Origin of the sequence: Chryseobacterium oranimense, assembly GCF_900129755.1 — a bacterium.
GTDB classification, from domain to species: Bacteria; Bacteroidota; Bacteroidia; order Flavobacteriales; family Weeksellaceae; genus Chryseobacterium; species Chryseobacterium oranimense.
Genome location: NZ_FQWT01000003.1, coordinates 283,145 through 307,407 on the forward strand (window position 1 = coordinate 283,145; position 24,263 = coordinate 307,407).

23 protein-coding genes are annotated in these 24,263 nt (G+C 38.0%); 18 read left to right on the forward strand and 5 right to left on the reverse strand.

Features of this window, described 5'->3' with window-relative positions; all coding sequences use genetic code 11:
- Window positions 1-259 precede the first annotated feature (259 nt).
- The 5 genes from BUB03_RS11925 to BUB03_RS11945 all read left to right on the forward strand — a co-directional run bounded on the left by BUB03_RS11925 (window position 260) and on the right by BUB03_RS11945 (window position 6,740).
- The gene (locus tag BUB03_RS11925; protein WP_073063351.1) at window positions 260-2,812 is read left to right on the forward strand and encodes an FtsK/SpoIIIE family DNA translocase; all 2,553 of its coding nucleotides are present in this window, start codon (window positions 260-262) and stop codon (window positions 2,810-2,812) included.
- 65 nt (window positions 2,813-2,877) lie between these two features.
- Window positions 2,878-3,525 (forward strand): outer membrane lipoprotein periplasmic chaperone LolA1, encoded by a 648-nt coding sequence (locus BUB03_RS11930; RefSeq protein ID WP_040995327.1) that lies wholly within the window; start codon window positions 2,878-2,880, stop codon window positions 3,523-3,525.
- Window positions 3,526-3,634: 109 nt separating this feature from the next.
- Window positions 3,635-5,089, forward strand: coding sequence for an LptF/LptG family permease (locus BUB03_RS11935; RefSeq protein WP_073063354.1), 1,455 nt, complete (start codon window positions 3,635-3,637; stop codon window positions 5,087-5,089).
- 145 nt (window positions 5,090-5,234) lie between these two features.
- Complete coding sequence (locus BUB03_RS11940) at window positions 5,235-6,026, forward strand: hypothetical protein (RefSeq protein ID WP_083538907.1); 792 nt, start codon at window positions 5,235-5,237, stop codon at window positions 6,024-6,026.
- A gap of 72 nt (window positions 6,027-6,098) precedes the next feature.
- A complete protein-coding gene (locus BUB03_RS11945; protein ID WP_073063357.1) occupies window positions 6,099-6,740 on the forward strand; it encodes a hypothetical protein in 642 nt (213 codons plus the stop codon).
- A gap of 51 nt (window positions 6,741-6,791) precedes the next feature.
- Here BUB03_RS11945 and frr read toward each other — a convergent pair whose 3' ends face one another.
- Together frr and pyrH are read right to left on the reverse strand one after the other, a co-directional pair.
- Window positions 6,792-7,346, reverse strand: a complete 555-nt coding sequence (frr, locus tag BUB03_RS11950) for a ribosome recycling factor (protein ID WP_040999213.1) — start codon at window positions 7,344-7,346, stop codon at window positions 6,792-6,794.
- Between the two features lie 118 nt (window positions 7,347-7,464).
- Window positions 7,465-8,172, reverse strand: coding sequence for a UMP kinase (gene pyrH, locus BUB03_RS11955; RefSeq protein ID WP_040999212.1), 708 nt, complete (start codon window positions 8,170-8,172; stop codon window positions 7,465-7,467).
- 166 nt (window positions 8,173-8,338) lie between these two features.
- On the opposite strand from pyrH, the gene porQ reads away from it, so the two are divergent.
- The 5 genes from porQ to BUB03_RS11980 all read left to right on the forward strand — a co-directional run bounded on the left by porQ (window position 8,339) and on the right by BUB03_RS11980 (window position 11,426).
- Complete coding sequence (gene porQ / locus BUB03_RS11960; RefSeq protein ID WP_040999211.1) at window positions 8,339-9,331, forward strand: type IX secretion system protein PorQ; 993 nt, start codon at window positions 8,339-8,341, stop codon at window positions 9,329-9,331.
- An 85-nt stretch (window positions 9,332-9,416) separates the two neighbouring features.
- Complete coding sequence (gene cmk / locus BUB03_RS11965; protein ID WP_073063360.1) at window positions 9,417-10,091, forward strand: (d)CMP kinase; 675 nt, start codon at window positions 9,417-9,419, stop codon at window positions 10,089-10,091.
- Window positions 10,092-10,186: 95 nt separating this feature from the next.
- Window positions 10,187-10,537 carry a YtxH domain-containing protein gene (locus tag BUB03_RS11970; RefSeq protein ID WP_040999207.1) on the forward strand — a complete coding sequence of 117 codons (351 nt, stop codon included), beginning with the start codon at window positions 10,187-10,189 and terminating at the stop codon, window positions 10,535-10,537.
- A gap of 79 nt (window positions 10,538-10,616) precedes the next feature.
- Window positions 10,617-10,925 carry a phage holin family protein gene (locus tag BUB03_RS11975; RefSeq protein ID WP_040999206.1) on the forward strand — a complete coding sequence of 103 codons (309 nt, stop codon included), beginning with the start codon at window positions 10,617-10,619 and terminating at the stop codon, window positions 10,923-10,925.
- 3 nt (window positions 10,926-10,928) lie between these two features.
- On the forward strand, window positions 10,929-11,426 hold the full coding sequence (locus BUB03_RS11980) for a phosphoribosyl-ATP pyrophosphatase (RefSeq protein ID WP_073063363.1): 498 nt from the start codon (window positions 10,929-10,931) through the stop codon (window positions 11,424-11,426).
- 81 nt (window positions 11,427-11,507) lie between these two features.
- On the opposite strand, the gene BUB03_RS11985 is transcribed toward BUB03_RS11980, so the two are convergent.
- Window positions 11,508-12,233 carry a TrmH family RNA methyltransferase gene (locus BUB03_RS11985; protein WP_040999203.1) on the reverse strand — a complete coding sequence of 242 codons (726 nt, stop codon included), beginning with the start codon at window positions 12,231-12,233 and terminating at the stop codon, window positions 11,508-11,510.
- On the opposite strand from BUB03_RS11985, the gene tamL reads away from it, so the two are divergent.
- Window positions 12,219-14,816 carry a translocation and assembly module lipoprotein TamL gene (gene tamL / locus BUB03_RS11990; RefSeq protein WP_073063365.1) on the forward strand — a complete coding sequence of 866 codons (2,598 nt, stop codon included), beginning with the start codon at window positions 12,219-12,221 and terminating at the stop codon, window positions 14,814-14,816. The genes BUB03_RS11985 and tamL overlap by 15 nt on opposite strands.
- Here tamL and BUB03_RS11995 read toward each other — a convergent pair.
- Entirely contained in the window at window positions 14,813-15,403 is a 591-nt protein-coding gene (locus BUB03_RS11995; protein ID WP_228374969.1) for a SanA/YdcF family protein, read from the reverse strand. The genes tamL and BUB03_RS11995 overlap by 4 nt on opposite strands.
- 23 nt (window positions 15,404-15,426) lie before the next feature.
- A complete protein-coding gene (locus BUB03_RS12000) occupies window positions 15,427-16,551 on the reverse strand; it encodes a ferredoxin--NADP reductase (RefSeq protein ID WP_073063368.1) in 1,125 nt (374 codons plus the stop codon).
- 32 nt (window positions 16,552-16,583) lie between these two features.
- Here BUB03_RS12000 and BUB03_RS12005 point away from each other — a divergent pair, with 32 nt between their 5' ends.
- From BUB03_RS12005 to BUB03_RS12035, 7 genes are all read left to right on the forward strand, one after another.
- Window positions 16,584-17,144, forward strand: coding sequence for a TlpA family protein disulfide reductase (locus BUB03_RS12005; RefSeq protein ID WP_073063371.1), 561 nt, complete (start codon window positions 16,584-16,586; stop codon window positions 17,142-17,144).
- Window positions 17,145-17,166: 22 nt separating this feature from the next.
- Entirely contained in the window at window positions 17,167-18,138 is a 972-nt protein-coding gene (locus BUB03_RS12010; protein WP_073063372.1) for an iron ABC transporter permease, read from the forward strand.
- A gap of 197 nt (window positions 18,139-18,335) precedes the next feature.
- Window positions 18,336-19,259 (forward strand): ABC transporter ATP-binding protein, encoded by a 924-nt coding sequence (locus BUB03_RS12015; RefSeq protein WP_073063375.1) that lies wholly within the window; start codon window positions 18,336-18,338, stop codon window positions 19,257-19,259.
- A 162-nt stretch (window positions 19,260-19,421) separates the two neighbouring features.
- Window positions 19,422-19,874: a MarR family winged helix-turn-helix transcriptional regulator gene (locus tag BUB03_RS12020; RefSeq protein WP_040999194.1), complete on the forward strand. Its 453-nt coding sequence runs from the start codon at window positions 19,422-19,424 to the stop codon at window positions 19,872-19,874.
- Window positions 19,875-19,929: 55 nt separating this feature from the next.
- On the forward strand, window positions 19,930-22,323 hold the full coding sequence (locus BUB03_RS12025; RefSeq protein ID WP_073063783.1) for a 3-hydroxyacyl-CoA dehydrogenase/enoyl-CoA hydratase family protein: 2,394 nt from the start codon (window positions 19,930-19,932) through the stop codon (window positions 22,321-22,323).
- An 87-nt stretch (window positions 22,324-22,410) separates the two neighbouring features.
- On the forward strand, window positions 22,411-22,875 hold the full coding sequence (tnpA, locus tag BUB03_RS12030; protein WP_073063377.1) for an IS200/IS605 family transposase: 465 nt from the start codon (window positions 22,411-22,413) through the stop codon (window positions 22,873-22,875).
- Between the two features lie 99 nt (window positions 22,876-22,974).
- The gene (locus tag BUB03_RS12035; RefSeq protein WP_073063380.1) at window positions 22,975-24,153 is read left to right on the forward strand and encodes a thiolase family protein; all 1,179 of its coding nucleotides are present in this window, start codon (window positions 22,975-22,977) and stop codon (window positions 24,151-24,153) included.
- The last annotated feature ends 110 nt before the right edge of the window (window positions 24,154-24,263 follow it).

The window sequence follows — 24,263 nt, forward strand, 5'->3', positions numbered from 1 at the left end:
AAGAAATATTTCCACGATACTTTGAATTTATTTTTCATCTTTTTTAAATTTTAAAGTTTTATGGAATAAAATTAGTTGCAAAATAATGAAGGTATCAGGATCAACTTAAAAGTGCCTGCCATATGATGTTTGAATGAAAAAAATATCTTGAAAATGAAGTATAATTTTAAAAAAAATAACCTTAAATTACGCTATCTTTTTGAACAAAAAAAGATTCTATTAATGTTGAAAAAACATTAAATTTGCCCACATTGATATTATGGATAAAAAGACACAGACAAAACCAGCTGAATCGCCTGACAAAGGCAGAATCTTATCTAAGCCACGTATATTTTTCGGGCTTACCTTCATCCTTTTTTCTGTCGTTCTGGCATTTTCTTTCATCTCTTACCTGATGAACTGGAAGGCAGACCAGAGCCAGGCAGGAACAATGACAGATAAAACAATAAAATCTTCAAATATATTCGGAAAGGTAGGCGACTGGCTGGGAAATATTTTTATTTTCGAAAGCATAGGGATTGCCTCATTTATTATTGCGTTCCTGTTTTTAGTTGTGGGAACCCTTATCCTGAAGAAAAAAACATTCAAACCTTGGAAAACCATCGGGCATTCTTTGTTTTTCATCTGCTGGCTGCCTATTTTCATGGGAGCGGTAACGAAAGGCCAGGGTGTTTTGGGAGGGGTATATGGATACCAGATCATGGATTACCTGAATGCCATCATTGGCCCTGTAGGTCTTTGGGTGGTATTGGTAGCAAGCATACTTTTATACTTTATCCTGGAATTTAACCTCAGACCAAGTTCTATTAAATCCAAACTTGATAAGATCAATGACAATACTATCGGCAGAGTGAAATCCATGATGCCGAGTTCTGAAGAAAACTTTGATGCTGATACAGAACTTGAAGAGGCTGCCGAAGAAGCAGGCCTTAATGTTACCGTTACAGATCTTTCAGAAAAACCGAAGACTAAAGAACCGGAACCGGTAAATGTCCCTAAAGGGTTTCCAGAGGTTCAGCCTACATCAGACATAGAAACTATTGTTACCCCTAACCATACTTCTTTTGAAGAGGATGAAAAACCAATCAGCTTAAACCTGAATACAAAACCTGTGGTACCCACTTCAACTCCGGAGCAGGCATTTGATATAAAACCTATCAGCCCGGCAACTTCCCCAGTTCCTCCGGTAACCCCCTCTTCTACTGCTCAGGATAATATTAAATTCAATGTAGAAGTGGCTCCGGTGATAGATGTACTGGATGATTCTGACAGGAAATCCCAGGAACTTGTAGAAAAGCATGGTTTATACGATCATAAGCTTGATCTGGCCGGTTTCCAGATGCCAACCGTAGAATTGCTTAAAGACTATGGCAGCGAAGAAATTTCCATTAACAAGGAAGAATTAGAAGAAAATAAAAATAAGATTGTAGGACTTTTAAAAAACTTCAACGTTGGAATCTCCGAGATCAAAGCTACGATCGGGCCTACCGTTACCTTATATGAAATTGTTCCGGAAGCAGGGATCAGAGTATCTGCCATTAAAAAGCTGCAGGACGATATTGCTTTGAACCTTTCAGCCCTTGGGATCAGGATCATTGCACCAATGCCAGGAAAAGGAACTATCGGGATTGAAGTTCCGAGAAAAAATCCTACAATGGTTTCCATGCGTTCGGTGATCGCTTCACACAAGTTCCAGAATACGGACATGGATCTTCCTGTTGTATTCGGAAAAACGATTTCTAATGAAGTATTCATGGCCGACCTTGCTAAAATGCCTCACTTACTGATGGCAGGTGCCACCGGTCAGGGTAAATCCGTAGGAATTAATGCAATTCTGACATCTCTTCTTTATAAAAAACACCCGAGCGAACTGAAATTCGTGATGGTAGACCCTAAAAAAGTAGAGCTTTCATTATATTCAAAAATTGAAAGACATTATCTGGCTAAACTTCCGGATGCTGATGAAGCCATCATTACAGACACCAATAAAGTAATCAATACCCTGAACTCTCTTTGTGTAGAGATGGACACCAGATATGACCTGCTTAAAAATGCATTCTGTAAAAATTTAAAGGAATACAACAAGAAGTTTTCAGAAAGAAAACTGAATCCTGAGAACGGGCACCGTTTTCTTCCTTATATCGTATTGGTGGTAGACGAATTTGCCGACCTTATCATGACAGCAGGAAAAGAAGTGGAACTTCCGATTGCCAGACTTGCACAGCTTGCAAGAGCTGTGGGAATTCACCTGATCGTTGCCACACAGAGACCTTCAGTAAATGTAATTACAGGTATGATCAAGGCCAACTTCCCTGCAAGAGCTGCATTCCGGGTAATTTCGAGTGTGGATTCCAGAACGATTCTTGATTCTCCTGGGGCAGACCAGCTGATCGGAAAAGGAGATATGCTTTATTTTAACGGAAACGAGATCTTAAGACTGCAGTGTGCTTTCGTGGATACACCGGAAGTGGAAAGACTGGCTGAATATATTGGTGAGCAGAAAGGATACTCTTCTGCATTCCTGCTTCCTGAATTTGTTTCTGAAGATTCTGCAAGCACTGTAGGCGCTTTCGATCCGAATGAAAAAGATGCCTTATTTGAGGAAGCCGCAAGAATCATAGTTTCTACCCAGCAGGGATCTACTTCTATGCTGCAGAGACAGCTTAAACTGGGTTACAACAGAGCAGGAAGAATTATGGACCAGCTTGAAGCCACCGGTATTGTGGGAGGGTTCAATGGAGCAAAGGCGAGAGAGGTCATTATCAGTGATCTTCATTCTTTGGAACAGTTTTTGGAAGATTTGCGTAGTTAAAGGAAAAGTGCTTTATAAAATAAACCTTGAAGCACTGGAATGTTTAAAGTTTATTAAATAAGAAAATGAAAAATAGTATTTCAAAAATCATAGTCGGAAGTTTCGTAATTGGTGCTGTAGGATTTGCAGATGCACAAAAAATTGATGCAAAAGCTAAAAAGATCCTGGATGATATTACCGCCAACTACAATTCTAAAAAGAATTCGTACTTCAAATTTTCCTTCGGAACCGGAGTAAACGGCCAGGTGAACAAAACAGAGCCGGGAATTTATTACTCTGCCGGAGATAAATACAAATTAAAGATCATGGACACGGAACAGATCTTTGACGGAAATAAAATCTACAATATCAATGCTGATGATATGGAAGTAACCATTGCAAAACCTAACGGAAGCAGCAGCATGTTCTCCCCTATCAACTATCTTAGCACGTACAGAAACGATTATAATGTTACCTACAACGGTAAAAAGAATGTAAACGGTGTAAATGCAGATTTCATTAAATTGACCCCTATAAAATCCAATGGAATCCAGTACGTATATCTTTTCGTAGATTCTGCCAAAAAACAGATGGTAAAACTTGAACAGCACGGAAGCAATAAAGATGTTGCGGTTATTGCCATTAAGGAATATAAGGAAAACCAAACCCTGGATCCTAATATGTTTGTTTTTGATAAGAATAAATTCAAGAATTACATCATCACCGAATTGTAATAAGCAAAAGGGCAAATTTGCAAATAAGTCTTTTTGCCGTTTTACCAAAAAATAAAAAAATTACACAAGCCACAAGTAAACTTTGTGGCTTTTTGATTAATTTTGGCGCATGTTAAAAATACTAGACCGATATATTATAAAAACCTTCTTTGGACCGTTTTTCTTTATATTCAGCGTTTTGTTTTTCATTTTTATTGTAAACATTATCTGGGTTCAGCTGGGGCAGTTCATGGGAAAAGGGTTAAGCTACTGGCAGATCCTTAAACTTCTCTTTTATCTCGGAGTGAGTGTTATCAGTCTCGTACTCCCGCTCACTATCCTTTTGGCGAGCATTATGTCCTTCGGTGAATTTGGGGAACGGTATGAACTTGCTGCAATGAAAGCGGCAGGAATTTCCCTCACCAGGGTAATGGCTCCTTTGATGGGTGTGGCAACAGTACTGGCAGTCCTTCTTTTTCTTTTCTCCAATAATATCATTCCCGATTTTCAGAAAAAGGCAAAGAATATGCTTTTCAATATTGCACAGACCAAGCCTGCCCTGAATTTCACACCCGGTCAGTTCATAGATCAGCTTCCGGGATATATGGTGAAATTTGATAAAATTTATGGTGAAAACGGAGAGAATATTGAGGGGGTTTTTGTCCACAGAAAAGCAAGCACCTATGAAAACCAGCAGTCTATTGTAGCCGAAAAAGGGAAATTCGTACCTGCAGCCAATAAAAACTTTCTGAAACTGGAACTTTATAACGGTTACATATTTGAAGACAATTTTGCAGGAAAAGGTGAAAATGTAAGACTTAAGCAGCCTGATCAGGCCATTAAATTTGATACTTTAGTTTCGCACTTTGACATCAGTGAAGTGATTAATAAGGCTATTGAAAAAGAACAGATCACAGACGACTACCGTTTTCAGACTTATGGACAGCTTAATGAGACGGTTGCCAAAAATAAAAAAGAAAATGCCGCCTATTTTGAAAATATCAGTTCTGATGTACTGAGCCAGACCAATTCTGTGATCACCTATATGGACAAAACGAAATCCAAAGTGATGGCTAAACAGCAGGTCAAGCTTGATACTGTAAAAGAAGATAAAAAGCTTGAAATGATCTATAATGCCTACAACAGATTGGACAATCTGAAAACTACGGCTTCAGGAAAGAAAAACGAATTCGGCTCCAATATAAAATACTTCAGTAAGGTTGTTATTTACCAGCAGAGAATCATTTCCTACTCTGTAACGTGTATTATCTTTTTCCTGATCGGGGCCAGTCTTGGTTCTATCATCCGAAAAGGAGGAATGGGACTTCCCGTAATTATTGCGATCATTATTTTCATTATTTTCTATGTGATGAATCTGGGTATTGAGAATATTTCATGGGGAGGAGGAATGAGTCCTTATCTGGCAGCATGGCTCCCAAATCTTATCCTCTTGCCTTTCGGAGTGTGGATGACTTATAAAGCACTTACCGATTCACAGCTGTTTGATGCTGAAAAATACAAAGCACTGTTCAAACCTATTACCAAAAGATTCTCTAAAAATAAAGAACATAAGAGATATCAATAAAGGTTAAGATTGAAAATTCAATCTTTAAAAAAATATACAGGCCCGGAAATTCCGGGTCTTTTTATTTATGCTATGGTACATTATTCATTTTATAGTAAGAGATAAAAAGCTATATTTACAAAAAATGTTAAAAACTATAATAATTATGAAGAAAGCATTACTATTGGGAATGTTTACACTGGTTTCTTTCAACGCCTATGCACAGGAAGACAATACAGATTACGAATTGAGAACGGATGAAAAATACGGCTACATCGTTGACAAAGGAGGGAAAAAGACAGAAGGAATCGTAAGACTGAACGGAGATGCCATGAACCCATGGAATAACCAGAAAAAGGTAAAGTTTATTGCCGTTTCCGATATAGATAAGTCTAAGAAGAAACAGAAATTCAAAACCCTTGATTCAGATGATATCAAAGAATATGTCGCTTTTGATGAAAACAACAATGAAAGGCATTTTGAAATGATCAAATATACCAACACCAAAGAAGGCTTCAACACGGCGACCGGTGGTTTAAGTGGTAACATCAAAGCTTTCAACAACCTTACGAAAAGTACACAGTTTGCAGAAGTGGTAAAGGACGGCAAAATCAAAGTATACAAATTATATGGCTACCCTACTACATTCTCTGCCGGAGGCCAGATTGCTTTAGCAGAAAAGGAAACTGAAAGAATGAGAAATTCACCCTCATACATTTATTCTAAAAAAGGAGGTAAAATAGAGGAACTGACTTTAGCCAAAGCTAAAATGATCATTGCAGACTGCAGCTATGCAAAAGGCAAATTAACAAGCGGTTCTTACGCTTCTCTTAAAAACGATGAAAAGAAAAGATCCGGACTCGGGAAACTGATTAAAAGCCAGATTGACGATGTAATGTCCAATGTTCCGGAAATTGTTGAAGAAGTAATTACCGACTACAACGAGAATTGTAAATAAAAAATAAACAGAGAGACTTTCCCAAGGGAGAGTTTTTTTTGTATTTTTATAAATCACCAAATCCATTACGGTATGAAAATCCTATGCATTGCAGCCGGCCTGCTCATTATCTTTTCGTGTAAGAATGACAAAGATAGAACAGCCCGCAAAGAACAGATTTCCAAAGACAGTATTATCATAAAAAATGATCCGGTCACTACTGCCGCAACAGATCCTGTAGAGGAAATAAAAAAAGAATACGGAATGCTCCAGACCGGGCTGGAATCAAAAAAGTTCAGTTCCAGAGGCTTCACTTACGATTGTAATGAAGAGCCTTCCGGAGAAGTGAAGTTTTATTCGGATAAGGATGAGATTAGGGTTATAGAACATTTTTATTCAGAGCACAGCCATTTCTCTGCCTCTGAAAAATATTTTATTAAAAACGGAAAGCCTTTCTTTATCTTCAGGCAGGAAACAGTTTGGAATTTTGATGGCGGAACCCCGGAAAAGCCAATCACCAAAGATGACATTACAGAAACACGTATCTATCTTCAAAATGATAAAATACTGAAATGTCTTGAGAAAAAATACAGCATAAGATCAGATAATAAAGACCAAACTTCTCCCGACACCATTCCCGGTAAGGAAACGCAATGCAATACTGATGAAGTGATGAAAACTTATCAGTCTTTGCTAAAAAACAAAGATAAAAAGGGAGAAATAAAATGTCTGTAAAAGCAAAAGAGGCATCCTAAGAAGCCTCTTTTTTTATTTTTAATCTGAAAATTATACTTTCATAATTTCAGCCTCTTTCGTCTTAAGATGATCCTCACAAAGTTTCACATATTTATCTGTAAGTGCCTGGATTTCTTCTTCCACTCCTTTTACAACATCTTCAGAAATACCATCCAGTTTTTTAAGCTCTTTCAAACCGTCCTGTCTTGCATTTCTTATTGTTACTTTTGTGCCCTCAGTTTCTACTTTAGCCTGTTTTGCCAGTTCCCTTCTTCTTTCCTCTGTTAAAGGTGGAACGTTAAGAATGATATTTTCCCCGTTATTAGAAGGTGCAAAGCCCAGATTTGAATTAATGATCGCTTTTTCAATAGCACCAATAGCTGTTCTGTCCCAAGGCTGAATAGAAATAGTCATTGCATCCGGTACAGAAACGTTCGCAACCTGGTTGATAGGCGTTGGAGCCCCGTAATATTCTACCATTACATCCTGAACCATAGACGTAGAAGCACGTCCTGCTCTAATTCTTTGAAATGCATGATCCAAGTGCTTTACAGCTGCGTCCATGTCGTGCTTTACAGATTCTAATATAAGATCTAATTCTTCCATTATATAGTTAAAATTTGATAAATTACACATTAATTATAAGTGATGATGATGAATAATCAGTAATAAGCAATTGGCAATCTTTCAGTTCTTTAATTACCTCTAACTTATTATCTGTTGCCTATAAATCAACTAGAGTACCTACATTTTCTCCATCTACAATCTTCTCTAAATTACCGTCCTTGTTCATATCGAATACAATAATAGGCAATTTATTTTCATGACTTAAAGTAAATGCAGTCATATCCATTACTTTAAGATTTTTAGCATACACTTCATCGAATGAAAGTGAATTGTATTTTACAGCATCTGCATTTTTCTCTGGATCACTGTCGTAGATTCCGTCTACTCTTGTTCCTTTTAAGATCACATCAGCACCAATTTCGATCGCTCTCAGAGTTGCTGCCGTATCCGTTGTAAAGTAAGGATTTCCTGTTCCAGCTCCAAAGATTACTACTCTTCCCTTTTCAAGGTGTCTTACTGCACGTCTTTTGATAAAAGGCTCAGCTACTTTGTCCATTTCGATGGCAGACTGAAGTCTTGTTTTGATTCCTGCATCTTCAAGAGCTCCCTGAAGAGCCATTCCGTTGATCACAGTGGCAAGCATTCCCATATAGTCACCCTGCACCCTGTCCATTCCTTTGGCAGCCCCTGCTACTCCACGGAAAATGTTTCCTCCTCCAATAACGATCGCTACCTCACAGCCTTTTTCCACTACTTTTTTGATCTCAGCTGCATATTCCTGCAGTCTTTCATTGTCTATACCGTATTGTCTGTTCCCCATTAAGGCCTCACCACTCAGTTTCAGAAGGATTCTTTTATATTTCATCTTTAATTTTTAATAAATTTTCCCGGACTGATTTTCTCCGGAATTTGATTTTGCAAATATAATCATTAAAAATATTGAATAAAGAAAAATATTTACGCAGAAATAATGTCAGAAATATTTTGATAAGTACGAAAAAGGATTATTTTTGCATTAATTATAAATTGAATTGAAGAAAATTGTCATTTTTTCATTATTTCTGTCAGGAATTGTTTCTTATGCGCAAACAGGAACAAATGTTTATCCTTTCTTAAACATCCCTGTATCTGCCAGACAGGCTGCCTTAGGTGGCGATGCAATTTCCGTCAGAGACTATGATGTTTCCTTTGCTATTGCAAACCCGGCCCTTTTAAATAGAGATTCAGACAAACAGCTTTCCGTGAATGCCGCAGCTTACCTTGCCGATTCCAAATACGGAACTGTGGCTTATGCCAGAGATTTTGACAACGGACATATGGCAACCATCAATGCCAGGTATATGAGCTACGGAAGCATTCCCAGAACCGACGAAAGCGGTTACGAAAACGGTGAATTCAAAGCTTCGGATGTAGCTATTGGTGCGGGCTATGCCTACCAGTTTGAAGAAGACTGGACGATTGGTGGAGGCATCAATTTCATCACTTCAAAAATTGACAACTTTACTTCTTCTGCGATCTCCGGAACAGCAGGAGTTACCTATCATAATAAAAAAAACAAAGAAGTGCTCTCCTTGGTGGCGAGGAATTTCGGTTTTCAGCTGAAATCCTTCAACGGAACCAGAGAAAACCTTCCATTCAGGGTAGACCTGGGTTATACCAGAATCCTGAAAGCTATTCCACTTGCTGTTACCATTACAGCTCACGACCTTCAGCAGTTTGACATTTCTTCAGAATATAATGTAAACGGACAGGAAGTAGGATTCGGAAGAAAGTTAGCAGACCACTTTTCCATCGGAGCAGAGCTTTTCCCTGAAAAAAGCTTCAATATCAGGCTGGGTTATAACGCTAAAAGAGGGAATGAACTTGCAGTAGCAGATCAGAGAAACTTTTCCGGGCTTTCCGGAGGATTTGGAATTAAGCTGAGAAGATTCCGTATAGATTATGCCCATATCCGTTACCATAACTCATCCAATGTGAACCAGATAGGGGTTTCCATGGACCTTAGCAGCCACGCAGGAGAATAATTCCACCCCTAAAAGAATCTTCATAATAATAAAGATTTTTTCTGCGTTGTCTTGATTTTTTAAAAAAATTCTTGAAATTTGCGGTATGAAAAAACCTGTAATAGCTATCGATGGGTACTCGTCTACCGGAAAAAGTTCAATCTCTAAGGTCATTGCCAGTAAATTGGGGATCATACACCTGGATACCGGGGCGCTTTACAGAGGAATTACATGGTTTGCCCTGCAGAACTGCCTGAATGAAGATGGTTCCATCAACCTTCAGGAGCTTTTCTCCTCTTTAGACCAGATCGAACTTGAATTCAGGAACCAGGACAGCGAACTGATTCTTTATCTCAATCATATTGATATTTCCAAACAAATCCGCACTACTGAGGTCTCCGACAATGTAAGTATTGTGGCAAAACAGAAAGAAATAAGAGATTTCCTTCTTCAGTCCCAGCGCTCACTGGCAGAAAAAGGCGGCATTATTATGGACGGACGTGACATAGGGACAGTAGTTCTGCCAAATGCGGACTATAAGTTTTTCCTGACAGCCAGCATTGACGAAAGAACCAACAGAAGATATTTCGAACTGGCAGGAATGGGAATCCATGCAGAAAGGGAACAGGTAAAACAAAACCTTATAGACCGCGACAAGATCGACAGCGAAAGGGAAATTGCCCCTTTGAAGCAGGCTGAAGATGCTATCGTTATTGACAATACTTCGCTCACAAAAGAGCAAACCATAGACCTGATTTTATCTTATATCAAGAAGATTTAACAATTTTTAATAGGCATAATGCTCCCTTTGGTATACAAATTGTAGATTTTAACACAGTAAAAACTAATATTTATTAACTATTAAAAAAGCTTAAAATGTCGAAAAACGGAAAAAATACAGCAGGTATATTGGCAGGACTTCTTGCAGGTGCTGCAGCAGGTGTAATCTTAGGAATGCTTTATGCTCCTGAAGAAGGAAAAGAAACCAGAAAAAAAATCAAAGATAAAGCAGGAGACCTAAAAGACCAGGCTAAAAACAAGTATGGTGAAGTTTCTGAAAAAGTAAAAGACCAATACAGCAATATTTCTTCTACTTTCAAAGAAACAGCCAGCAGTGTAGCTCATACGGTAAAAGACGGATATGACAAATACAAAGACCAGATAGTTTCCAAAACTGCAGACGTAGTAAAGGATGTAGAAACGGAACTGAATGATCTTAAAAAATAAATAGTTTATTTTTTGAGTAAATTATGGGAAGGAACTTTTTGCGCGAAAGTTCCTTTTTTTGTAACTTTAAAAAAAAACAATGATAGAGACTATTAAAGAATATGCATCAAAGAGAATAGACCTTCTGAAGATTGAAGCTACTGAAAAATCATCTCTTTCTGCAGGGCTCATTACCTACTTTGTAGTGCTGCTAGTTGCTTTTACTTTTTTTATTATCCTTTTCAACTTTGGAATAGCATTTCTTATCGGCAAGGCGCTCGATAATACATCTTACGGCTTCCTGATTGTTGCCGGATTTTATGTACTGGTAATGGCATTTATTGTTGCCTTTAAAAATAAGATTGTGAATATGGTAGCAGATCAGGTTATTAAATTTTTAAATCATTAAGCTATGGGCAGAAAATACGACAGCATCGAAGAGTTAAGAAGAAAGAAAAAACTGCTTAAGAGCGAAATTGAAGACCTGGAAAACCTTCTTACTTTCAAAAATACGAAAGAAAGCCTGAGTGCATTTACCAATGGTCTTACCGATCAGTATCTGCAGGAAAAAGTGGATGATGATGGTGACGAAAAAGTAGTTCTCCGAAAAGATGTGATTGCCAGGCAACTTACCTCCGAGGTAAAAGACATGTTCATTAATAAACAAACAGCTGTGGGAATTGCAAGTACTGCATTAGGCGGGAATGTAACGGACGGCCTTATAAAACTGGGCATCACAGCTTTGGTGGGCAACTATGCCAAAAAGAATATGAAAAGCTCCAACTGGAAGAAAAAACTCCTGGGAGCAGCCATGATCTACCTCGCTCCTATTGCCTTAAAATATGTCAGAAAAAAACTTGAGGTATACCAGAAGAACAAAAGTGTTTCGAGTATGGAACAGCTTATATAAGATATCAGATTTCAGATGTATTAATTCGGTGATTAATTTCGCAACAGTATTAAATCTGAAATCTGATGTCTGAGATCTAATCTACTTAGAAAACAATTGTCCCAGTATAATTCCTGCAGCCATAGAAACATTCAGGCTTTCTGTTGACTGGGATTTCCCGAACCTTGGGATCGTAATGCACTTTTGAAGCAGCTTTTCCGTTTCCGGTCTCATTCCGTTTCCTTCATTACCCAGGATAAGATTCAGTTTTTCAGGCCTTTCAAAGGCATATATATTTTCCCCTTCCATATCCGTTCCGATATTGATATTCTCCGTGGTTGAAAGATATTCAACAAGATCAGTATAAATAATATTTACCCGTGTAAAAGAACCCATTGTAGCCTGAATCACTTTAGGATTATAAACATCTACAGTATCTTCACTGCAAATAATCTGTTCTATTCCAAACCAGTCGGCTAAGCGAATAATCGTACCAAGGTTGCCCGGATCCTGGATTCCGTCAAGGACCAGCTGAATATCCCTCTCCTCTTTTTTCTCTTCTTCAGGAAGGTAACAAACTGCTACAGAATCTTTAGGAGTTTTAAGGAAACTGATTTTTTTCAGCTCATTTTCAGTGATCTGGATAACAGGTGCATCTGTCCGGTCCAATTTTTGCGGATCGGTAGAAAATATTTCTTTAACTTTAAATTTAGATTCGGAAAGTTCACAAATGATTTTATTACCTTCAACCAAAAACAAATTGTATTTTTGTCTGAACTTCTTTTTATCTAAAGACTGTAAAATTTTTATTGTATGAGCTGTAAGCATTATAAGAATTCTCCTCAAAAATATTATAAAATTATCTCATTTGCAACATTTGTTGGTCTCCTTTATGCCTGCAGTACAACTAAAAAAGTTCCGGAGGGTGAATACCTGCTTACCAAAAACAACTTTAAGTTTGAAGATAAGAAAGAATCCTTCGATGAAGAACTGAAAGATTACGTTCAGCAGAAGCCCAATAAAAAACAACTTCTTTTCATGCCTTTGAGTTTAGGATTCTATAATATGGCCAATCCTAAATACGATACTTTACTCAACGAATACATGACGTACCCGAGTGAAATGAGAAATCAGAAATTAAGAGATTCTCTTTTCCTTAAATACGACATGAAAAGCAGTGTAGGAAAAACACTTTTCATGGATCGTTTGCTGCACACCTGGGGAACTCCACCCGTGATCCTGGACCAGACGAGAAGTGAAAAAAGCGCTGAATCTATCGAAAAAAGACTTGTTTACCGAGGCTTTTGGGATGCCAAGGTTGATTTCAAACATGTTATTGATTCTGCATCCAGAAAGGCAGCCGTTAATTATTTCATCAGGCACAATGATCCTACGTACATTAAGGATTACTACTATAATATTACAGACCCTACCGTAAAAGGTCTTTACTGGCAAAAACTTGATAAAAGCCTAATCCGGTCCGGGCAAAGACTTGACCAGACTGTTCTTGAAAAAGAAGTGACCCGGATCACTGATCTGATGAGAGAAAACGGCTATTATAGATTCAACAGCTCGAATGAAGAAATTTATTTCGTGGCCGATTCCCTGAAAAGCAAAAAACAGGTACCTCTTACCCTGGAAATCCATAAAGATTCTGCCGACCATCCTTATAAGGTAGCAACTATAGGAAATATAGATGTTGCCATTGTCAATGAAGCTGGTGATTTTCCTAAAAATACAGTTAAAGACAGCTTAAGAAGAATAAGGTTCCATAAAATGGACGACAACTATAAAATTTCTTCTTTATGGAGAGCTGTGATTGTAGACCACAAGAAAGTCTATGACCAGAAAGCCCTTGATCTTACCAAAAGAAATTTCATTGCCATGAACAATTTCAGTATTCTGAAAGCAAGAGATTCCTTAAGAAGAGGAGGCGTCACAGCACCTAATGACAGCATTATAGACGTGCTTTACGTATTGAAACCGCTTCCGAAATACGAACTAAAACTGGGAACGGATATCAACTACTCACAGATTCTTAATCTGGGGGTATCTCCTTCTGTAGACCTTACTACAAGGAATGTTTTCAGAGGGGCAGAAAACCTTTCTACCAGCATTTCGGGAACATTCGGTTCCATCAGAAGTACAAAAAATATTGATAAAAGAGAGCTTGCTTACGAAATTTCGGCACAGGCTTCCCTGAATTTCCCAAGGCTTCTCCTCCCTTTTAATTATTATAAGCTTCTTCCCAAAAGGTATACCCCGATCTCCTCTATTATTTTAGGAGCTTCGGTACAGAATAACATCGGCCTGGGAAGAGTAAACTTTAATACGGGACTGAATTACCAGGCGAATGTAAATGATCAGGTATCACACCGACTGACTCTTTTCAATACACAGGTCAGCCTTACGAAGAACAAGGATGCTTATTATGATTATTTCAGCAACGATGAAAGCATCAGAAAAGATATATTTTCCAGTTATTTTGCTTTTGATCCGGTTACCCAGCAAAAGTATCTTTCCGGCGAGCTCACTCTGGACAATGTTTCGAGACAGATTGTACAGGATGTGAACTATCAGGGAGTTCTGGACCAGAAGGGGCAGGATCTTCTTACCGCTTTCAAGGGTACGCTTGTAAATAAAGACAGACAGACCCAGGATGTCCTTATTTCATCTCTGATCTATAACTTTGTGTACAATGAGATCGGTAAAAAAGATTATCCTAATGCTCTTTATTTTAACGGAAAAGTAGAACTTGCAGGAAATATATTAAGTATTTTCAACCAGCGAAGAGATGATGGTGGCGTTATTGCAAGTCCGCAGAGAACTATTTTCGGGATTCCTTATGCCCAGTTTGTGAAGTTTGACGTTGATGCCAGAAAATATTTTAAATTCGGAAATCAGACCCTGGTACTGCGCCAGTTCATTGGATTGGGAATTCCTTATGGAAACTCAAAGGATATGCCGGTAATTAAGTCTTATTTCAATGGGGGATCAAATGATATCAGAGCCTGGGTTGCATTCGGCGGACTGGGACCTGCAGATTCCCAGCTTGATGAAAGAGTCCGTACCTACATGACAGATAATTTAAAACTGACAACCAACATCGAATACAGAATTCCTTTTAACGACATGTATGAAGGAGCTTTGTTTACAGATATCGGAAATACATGGAGTATTAAAGATAATAATAATGGATATGGCGATGAATTTAAATTCAATAAATTCCTGGGGCAAATGGGAGTTGGCAGCGGATTTGGCCTAAGGGTGAATGTTGCTTATATTACTTTCCGACTGGACCTTGCCTATAAGATTTACGATCCGAACAAGCCTGATGGTGACCGATGGAGATTTAAAAATTTCCAGCCTTTTAAACCAACCTTGAACATCGCATTCGGATATCCTTTCTAATCCGGAGAAATTCCCAATATGAAGTAAACTACAGCAATCACTCTGGCGAATATCTCCCTGATCTGGTTTCTGTAGTAGCTTTCGGGTTTTGTAACGTCCTGTGCATCGAATCCAAGAGCGTTCATATTGTTATTTCTTGCAAAAAACAGGGCACGGAGATTATGGAACCCCTGTGATACAATGATCACATCTTTCTTTTTATAGATATCTTTACAACGCAGAATGCTTTTATAAGTATTAAAACCCTTAGGGTCTTCTATGATGATATCTTCCGGAACACCTTCCTGATTCACCAGATAATTCTTCATGGCAGCAGGCTCGTTGTAACCTTTACTTTTCTCTCCACTTACAATAATTTTTTTGATTTTACCGTGATGGTAAAGAAGCGCAGCTGCATCCATTCTTTTCGTAAAATAAGGATTGGACTGTCCGGATCTCATCTTAGGCGAAGTTCCCAGCACAAGAGCAATTTCCCGTGGCGGGATTTTAGAAATCTTTGTATAGGTACGCCCGTTGGTGAGCCCGAAAACCCAGGCATTGCAAAGGCATATCAGCAGAATTCCTATTTCTGCCGATACAAAACCCAAGTTAAATATGTTCCTGATGATTCTCAACTAAGATCAAAGTTAAGCTTTATTTTCTTACTTTTTACAATAGACATACAGGCTAATATTTTCCCCTGTCTCTCTTCTTTTTCAGTTAAGTATTCATTCTCAAGAAGTTCCACTTCCCCTTCTTCAAGATAACATTCGCAGCTGCCGCAGATTCCGGATTTACATGAGTAAGGGACTGGAAATTTCTGTATCAGAAGTTGCTGAAGTATCTTTTCTTTATTATCAGGAAGATGGGTTTCATATTCTTTTCCAAGTATTTTAAAGGCGACCTCTATATTTTCGATCAGTGGAAATTCTTTTTCTACAGGATAGATATCATCATTATATTCTTCAAAAAGCTCAAAATGAATGTTCTTTTTCGGAATCCCGTGGTGGTAGCAGGCATTGGCCAATGATTTGATCATCTCCCCTTTTCCGCATATCAGTACTTCATCTACCGCATCCCAGATCGTAGATTCCTCATCGGTATCATCAAGATGCAGAATTTGATTGATGATCAGGTTCAGTTTCTTTTCATCCAGTCTCCCGAAGAAAAACCGGTCTGCCGTTTTCTCCTGTGAAAAAAAATAGAAGATCTGAAGCCTGTCGTCGTATATCCTGGCAAGGTTGTCGAGCTGTTCCCTGTAAATCAGTTCTTCGGAACTTTTATTTCCAAAAAACAGAAAAAGCCTGGTACGCGGTTCTGTATGAAGAATATTTTTAAAATGGCTCAGGATCGGGGTAATTCCTATTCCTGCTGCAAATGCAACAATCGTCCTGAATTCGCTTGGTTTGGAAACCAACGTAAATCTGCCGGAAGGTTCCCCAACCAATAATTCATCGCCTTCATGATAATTTTTAAACAATTCTGCAGTAGCCCCTTCAGGCGAATTCACCTTTATGCCAAGGGAAATTTTTTTCTCGTAAGGCGCTGAAGTCATTGAATAATCGTTAATAACTTCCTGGCCGTGGGCAATAAATTTTATGCTTACAAACTGCCCCGCCTCGAAACTGAAATTCTTCTGCAAACTCCCCGGAATCTCGAATTCCAGAGAAAAAGTATTTTTGGTCAGTTGTTCCTTTTTCGCTATTTTTAACGGATGAAACTGTATCAGTTTCCCTTTATAGATTTGTTGTTCCATACTTCAATTCAAAAATAGTCAAAAAATAATTTATGAAGAAGATAATTTTATCCGCGCTTGTTTTCACTGCTCTTTACAGCTGCAAAAAAGAAGGCCAGAAAACGGACGGTACAACTGTAGCAGATTCAGTTTCCGTTACGGACCAAACAGCATCTGCAACAGGGGCTTATTCATCCAGAGAACTTTCGCCAGAAAATCTTGGAAAATATTTAGCTCAAAAAAATGATACTTTATACGTTACCAATTTCTTCGCCACATGGTGCGGGCCCTGTATGAGAGAAATCCCTCATTTCAAAAATAAAATGGAGGAATTAAAAGGTAAGCCGGTAAAATTTACATTCATTAATCTTGACGATAAATCCGAATGGAATACCTCCGTAAAAACATTTGCACAGGAAAATAATCTTGCGAAAGATATTATTCTGTTAGATGGGCAAAAACTGGATGCTACATTTTTCAGCAGCAACTTCAAACAATGGGACGGCGGGTCAATTCCTTTTACCTATTTGAGAAAAGGTGATAAAACGGATGAGTATCTGGGAATGATGACAGAAGAAGTATTGAATTCTAAAGTTGATGCCCTTTTAAAATAAAACATCCAGATCCTTTCTGATCATGTCGAAAAAATTCAAAATCCTGTGTTTACTGTTGGCGGCTGCTATAACCCTTACCGTAGTCATCAACCTGAACACAGGATTTTTAAGTTTAAATTTTCAGGATTTTTTTCAGGATTCTCCTCAAAGCCAGATCGCTGAAATCCGTATTAACAGAGTGCTTGTAATGCTTCTGGCTGGAATTTCAATTCCAACATCCGGATTTCTGATGCAGGAATACTTTCAGAATCCTCTGGCAGGCCCTGATATTTTGGGAATCACCTCTGTAGCCAGCCTATCTGTGGCATTTTATATTTTCTTTTCTCATGATTTCCTGATTCCGGAGTTTTTACAGAACAGCTTTCTCAGTCTTTCTGCGATTGCAGGAAGCTTTGTTTTGATGCTTGTTCTGCTTTCCATGTCGACTAAATTCCAGGACAAATCTTACCTTATTATATTTGGATTCCTGGTTTCAGCATTTGCCGGTGCCATCGTTTCCCTGCTTCAGTTCTATGCGGAAAATCAAAGCCTGAAAAACTATATTTTATGGTCTTTCGGAGCGAATAATATGGTGACAAGGAATCAGATTTACGTATTATCCATCCTTGTTTTCGTGGGAATTTTCATTTGTTTTAAAACCATAAAGCCCCTGATCGGAAATTCATTGGGAACTTCCTATGCACAAAGTTTAGGAGTCAATCTCAATCAGCTGAAGGTTCTGATCATTGCAGCTTCTTCTTTGCTTTCGGCTTCCATTACTGCTTTTCTGGGACCCATTTTGTTTATCGGGATTATTGTTCCGCATTTCTGCAGGCTCATCTACAACCCGTCCAAACTATGGCAGCAATGGATCCTGAATATGTTTCTCGGAATGCTGATCATGATGCTTTTCTCTATAATGGCGGAAAAGACACAGATTCCTATGAATGTGATAAGCTCTGTATTTGGTATACCAGTAATTTTACTGATGCTTTTGAAACAAAATAAAGTTTAGAGGTCAATGTCAATAAGTCAATGGTCAATTGTGAATTTAAATGCATTACTCATCCAATAAAGCATAGCAATAATTAAGATCTGCTAAATCTGCTAAATCTGCGAGAGAAAAAATATACGCTCGCAGATTTAGCAGATCGAGCAGATTTAAAATAGTATTTTTGTAAACAATGTATCTGGGCAATTAATCAATATCCAATGTTCTTACAAATTAAACAAGCCAATATAGGTTACCATAAAACTTTAATTTCAAATGCTTATGCAGATTTGAAACTGGGTGATGTATGTCTTCTGATTGGGAATAACGGCGTAGGAAAAACAACCCTTATAAAGTCTATTTTGCATCAGATTCCTCTTTTAAATGGTGAAATCTCTATCAGTAATAAAAATATCAAAACCCTTTCCGTTAAAGAAATCGCTGAAAATATTGCTGTGGTTTTTTCAAAATCAAATATTCCGCAGCATTATACTGTTGAAGACCTTATTTCATTAGGGAAATACATCTACTACCCTTTTTATTTTGAGCTCAGAAAAGAGGACAGGGATGAAGTGGCACACATCATTGATGAGCTGGACCTTAATCAATATAAACATACTCTTCTTAAAAACCTTTCAGACGGAAATCTTCAGAAAGCATTTATTGGCCGTGCCATTACCCAGAATTCGCCGGTGATTATCCTGGATGAACCTACAACCCATCTGGACGAGAAAAACAAACTTATTATCTTAAAAACTCTCCGCAGGCTGGCCAAGGAGCAGCATAAGATTATCCTGTTTTCTTCCCATGACTGGAGACTAGCCAAAGAGTTTGCGGATAAAATCTGGTATGTAAAGGATAATCAGCTTTTTTCTGGGATCGTAGAAGATGTGTTATTGCAGCATGAGGAGCTTACCAATGTTTCTTTATTTCAGGTGAATGATAATTTTGTTCCACCTTCCATACAGGCCCCGCAGGTTCATAAAGAAATGCTGTACTCTTTATTGCAGAAAAATTTCGAAAAAGACCTTTCAGCTCTGCATTTTGAGTATAAAAAAGGGTTTTGGGAAATTATTGTTAATGACACTACACATCAATATGAATCCTTTGAAGAAATAGTCAATTTCGTTAAAAACATTCATTAATACTGCGTTTACATTAAATATTTCACATACTATGCATGCATAGTATTATGCTAATCATACAATTTAAATTGTTTATTATCAGCTTATTAACAAAATTTAACGTTAATAAATACTATGCATGCATAATATTTACTACATTTGGGTAACACCATTCGTAGATAAATGATGGATAATAAAGAAAAAATAGAAAACGTAGATTTAGTTTTAAAACAGACCTGGCTGGCTGTTTCTAAAATGTACACAGAACTTGCCCAGGAGCATGATTCTACGGCTGTACAAGCCTTAACCCTTCTTAAAATTGATCCCAAAGAAGGCACCCGAAGTACCAACTTAGGTCCTAAAATGGCCATTGAACCAACTTCTTTAACCAGAATCATCAAACTTCTGGAAGATAATGGCTATATCTATAAGGAAAAGACGACCACTGATAAAAGGGAGGTAATTATCAAACTTACAGATAAGGGGCTTAACTCAAGGAATATGTCAAAGGAAGTGGTCGTCAATTTCAACAAGAAAGTGATGGAAAAGATTTCCCCCGAGAAGATTGAGACCTTCAAAGAAGTAATGTCGGAGATCATGAAAATCGCCAACGAACTATTAAACAACAGAAAATAAATTATAATGAAACCATATGGTTGCATATGACCTTATTAATAATAAAAATTTACATATGAAAAGAAGAATCAAACATGTAACGGTTCTTGGTTCAGGAATTATGGGTAGCGGTATCGCAGCACATTTCGCCAATATCGGGGTGGAAGTGTCTCTTTTGGATATCGTTCCTTTTGAACTGACTGAAGCTGAACAGAAAAAAGGTTTGACCAAAGATGACAAAGCCGTAAGAAACAGAATTGCTTCTGAAAACTTTGAAAAACTGAAAAAAGCAAGTCCTGCCCTTCTCTATTCTCCGAAATTTGCGGATAGAATTACAATAGGCAACTTTGATGACGATCTTCAGAAGATCAAAAATACAGACTGGATCATTGAAGTAGTTGTTGAAAAGCTTGACATTAAGAAATCTGTTTACGAAAAAATTGAGCAGTTCAGAAAACCCGGAACATTAATTTCTTCTAACACATCAGGAATTCCTATTCATTTTCTTATTGAAGGAAGAAGCGATGATTTCAAAAAATATTTTGCAGGAACCCACTTCTTTAACCCGGTAAGATACCTTCCTCTTTTAGAGATTATCCCTACTCAGGAAACCCTTCCGGAAGTTGTAGATTTCTATATGAGCTTTGGGGCTAAATTCTTAGGAAAAACTACGGTTTTAGCCAAAGACACTCCGGCATTTATTGCTAACAGAATCGGGGTTTTCTCTATGATGGATCTTCTTCACAATGTACAGAAATTAGGTTTAACTGTTTCTGAAGTTGACAAACTGACAGGTCCTGTTATCGGGCGTCCGAAATCAGCAACATTCAGAACTGCTGATGTGGTAGGTCTTGATACCCTGGTAATGGTAGCCAACGGTGTACGCCAGAGCGGTGCAGAAGCTAATAATTTTAACGACGTTTTTGCCCTTCCTGACTATATCCAGAAAATGATGGATAATAAGTGGCTGGGTTCCAAAACCGAACAAGGTTTCTATAAAAAAGTAAAAAATGCTGAAGGAAAATCCGAAATCCACGGATTAAACCTTGATACCCTTGAGTACGAACTTCAGGGCAAATCTTCTTTCCCAACCTTAGAATTAACTAAAAATATCGATAAGCCAATCGATAGATTTAAAGTTCTAATCGGCGGTAAAGATAAAGCCGGAGAATTATACAGAAAATCTTTAGGAGCGTTATTCGCTTATGTTTCCCACAAAGTTCCTGAAATCTCTGATGAAGTCTATAAAATTGACGATGCTATGAGAGCCGGTTTCGGATGGGAAAACGGACCATTTGAAATCTGGGATGCAGTGGGAGTTCAAAAAGGTATTGAACTGGCAAAAGATGCCGGTTACGAAGTTTCAGACTGGGTGAAAAATGTTGAGTCTTTCTATAAAGTAAACGATGAAGGACAAAGTATTTTCGTTGATAAAAATTCCGGGCAATACAACACCATTCCAGGTCAGGATGCCTTCATTATCTTAGATAACATCAGAAAGAACAAAACCCTTTGGAGCAATTCAGGATCAGCAATTGAAGATCTGGGCGATGGGATCATCAACTTTGAAATCCGCTCAAAAATGAACTCTTTAGGAGGTGAAGTTCTTGACGGATTAAACAGAGCCATCGATTTAGCAGAAAAAGAATATGACGGATTGGTAGTTGGAAACCAGGGAACCAATTTCTCTGTAGGAGCCAATCTTGCCATGATCCTGATGATGGCTATCGAGCAGGACTGGGATGATCTGAATATGGCAATCGCCTATTTCCAGAAATCCATGATGAGAGTACGCTACTCCTCTATTCCTGTAGTAGTTGCCCCTCACGGAATGACCCTTGGCGGTGGATGTGAAATGACCATGCACGCAGACAGAGTGGTTGCTGCTGCAGAAACTTATATCGGATTGGTAGAAACCGGAGTCGGTGTAATTCCTGGCGGTGGTGGTACCAAAGAATTAACTTTGAGAACTTCAAGAGAATTCCATGCTGATGACGTTAAAAATAACAGACTTCGTGAAGCATTCATGAATATTGCAATGGGTAAAGTAGCTACCTCTGCTTATGAAGCTTATGACATGGGAATTCTTGAAAAAGGAAAAGACATTGTCTCCGTAAGCAAAAACAGACAGATCGCCGAAGCTAAAAAAGTAGCCAAACTATTATCAGAACAAGGCTATACGCAACCTATTGAGCAGAAAGTAAAAGTTTTAGGAAAAGATGCCCTGGGAATGTTCTACGTAGGAACAGACCAGATGCTTACCGGAAAATATATTTCTGAGCACGACAAGAAAATTGCAGACAAATTAGCCAACGTAATGGTAGGAGGAAACCTTTCCGAACCAACTGTAGTTACCGAACAATATTTATTGAATCTTGAAAGAGAAACTTTCCTTCAGCTTTGCGGTGAAAGAAAAACCTTAGAGAGAATTCAGTACATGTTACAAAATGGAAAACCGTTGAGAAACTAATGGTGAGCTCCGTAGGAGCGAACTGTTAATAGCAATGAATAATTTAAAAAGTTGTTGAGCCTAGTAGAGGCGACCTGCTGGTTTTTTATGGCAAACACATATACACAAGTTTATATTCAAATTGTTTTCGCCGTTAAAGGAAGACAAAATCTGATTTCAAAAGAAAACAGAGAAGAATTACACAAATTTATTACAGGTATCGTTGCCAATAGAAATCAAAAATTATTCGCAGTTTTTGCAATGCCGGATCATGTTCATATTCTGATAAGTATGAGTCCGACAATTACAATTTCAGATTTGGTTAGGGATATTAAAGCAGGTTCATCAAAATTTATTAATGATAAAGGATGGATAAACGGAAAATTCGGTTGGCAGGAAGGATATGGAGCTTTTTCTTATTCTAAAAGTAATGTAGATTCTGTTGTTAAATATATTTTAAATCAGGAAGATCATCATAAAAAGAAAACATTCAGAGAAGAATATATGGATTTTATGGAAAAATTTGAAATTGAATATGATCCTAAATATTTATTTGAATGGATTGAAAATTAACAGGTCGCTCCTACGGAGCTCCGCAAATTGCAAAATAAAGCTATGAACAGTTTACCTCTACGAGGCAAAAAACTCTCAAAATTTAATTAAACAAAAAATATGAAAACAGCATATATAGTAAAAGGATACAGAACAGCAGTAGGAAAAGCACCTAAAGGTTCCCTTCGCTTTACTCGTCCAGATGTTATGGCAGCTACAGTTATTGAAAAATTAATGGCTGAGCTTCCCCAATTAGACAAAAACAGAATTGATGACCTTATCGTGGGTAATGCAATGCCGGAAGCTGAACAAGGGCTGAACGTAGCGCGTTTAATTTCTTTGATGGGTCTGAATACAGACAAAGTTCCTGGAGTAACTGTAAACAGATACTGCGCATCAGGAAGTGAGGCGATTGCTATTGCTTCTGCAAAAATTCAGGCAGGAATGGCTGATTGTATTATCGCAGGAGGTACGGAATCCATGTCTTATATTCCGATGGGTGGTTACAAGCCGGTTCCGGAAACCGACATCGCCAAAACAAACCCTGATTATTATTGGGGAATGGGTTATACTGCAGAAGAAGTGGCCAAGCAATATAATATCACAAGAGAAGAACAGGATCAGTTTGCCTTTGAATCTCATATGAAAGCCTTAAAAGCTAATCAGGAAGGCAAATTTGCCAATCAGATTGTTCCGATTCCTGTAGAATATAATTTCCTGGACGAAAACCAGAAAATGCAGACTAAAAAGTTTGATTTCTCTGTAGATGAAGGTCCCAGAAAAGATACTTCATTAGAAGGCTTAGCCAAACTAAGACCTGTATTTGCCAACGGAGGAAGCGTAACGGCCGGAAACTCTTCTCAGATGAGTGACGGAGCTGCTTTTGTAATGGTTATGAGCGAAGAAATGGTAAAAGAATTAGGACTTGAACCGGAAGCCAGATTAGTGGCTTATGCCGCAGCAGGTCTTGAACCTAGAATCATGGGTATGGGACCAATCTATGCTATTCCAAAAGCTCTGAAACAGGCAGGTCTTGAACTAAAAGATATCGATTTGATCGAACTTAATGAAGCTTTTGCATCTCAATCAGTAGCAATCAAGAAAGAATTAGGCTTAAATCCTGATATTTTAAATGTAAACGGAGGAGCAATCGCTCTTGGTCACCCGCTTGGATGTACCGGTACAAAATTAACCGTTCAGCTTCTTGACGAAATGAGAAGACGCGGCAATAAATACGGAATGGTTTCAATGTGTGTGGGTACAGGACAGGGAGCAGCTTCAATCTTTGAACTTCTTTAAAAAAATGTACTGATCTATTTATGTAAAATGTGTTCATGAAAGAATTAATCATTAATACATTTTACATAAATAGGTTAATACAAAATTATTAATCGTTATAAAAACAAAAT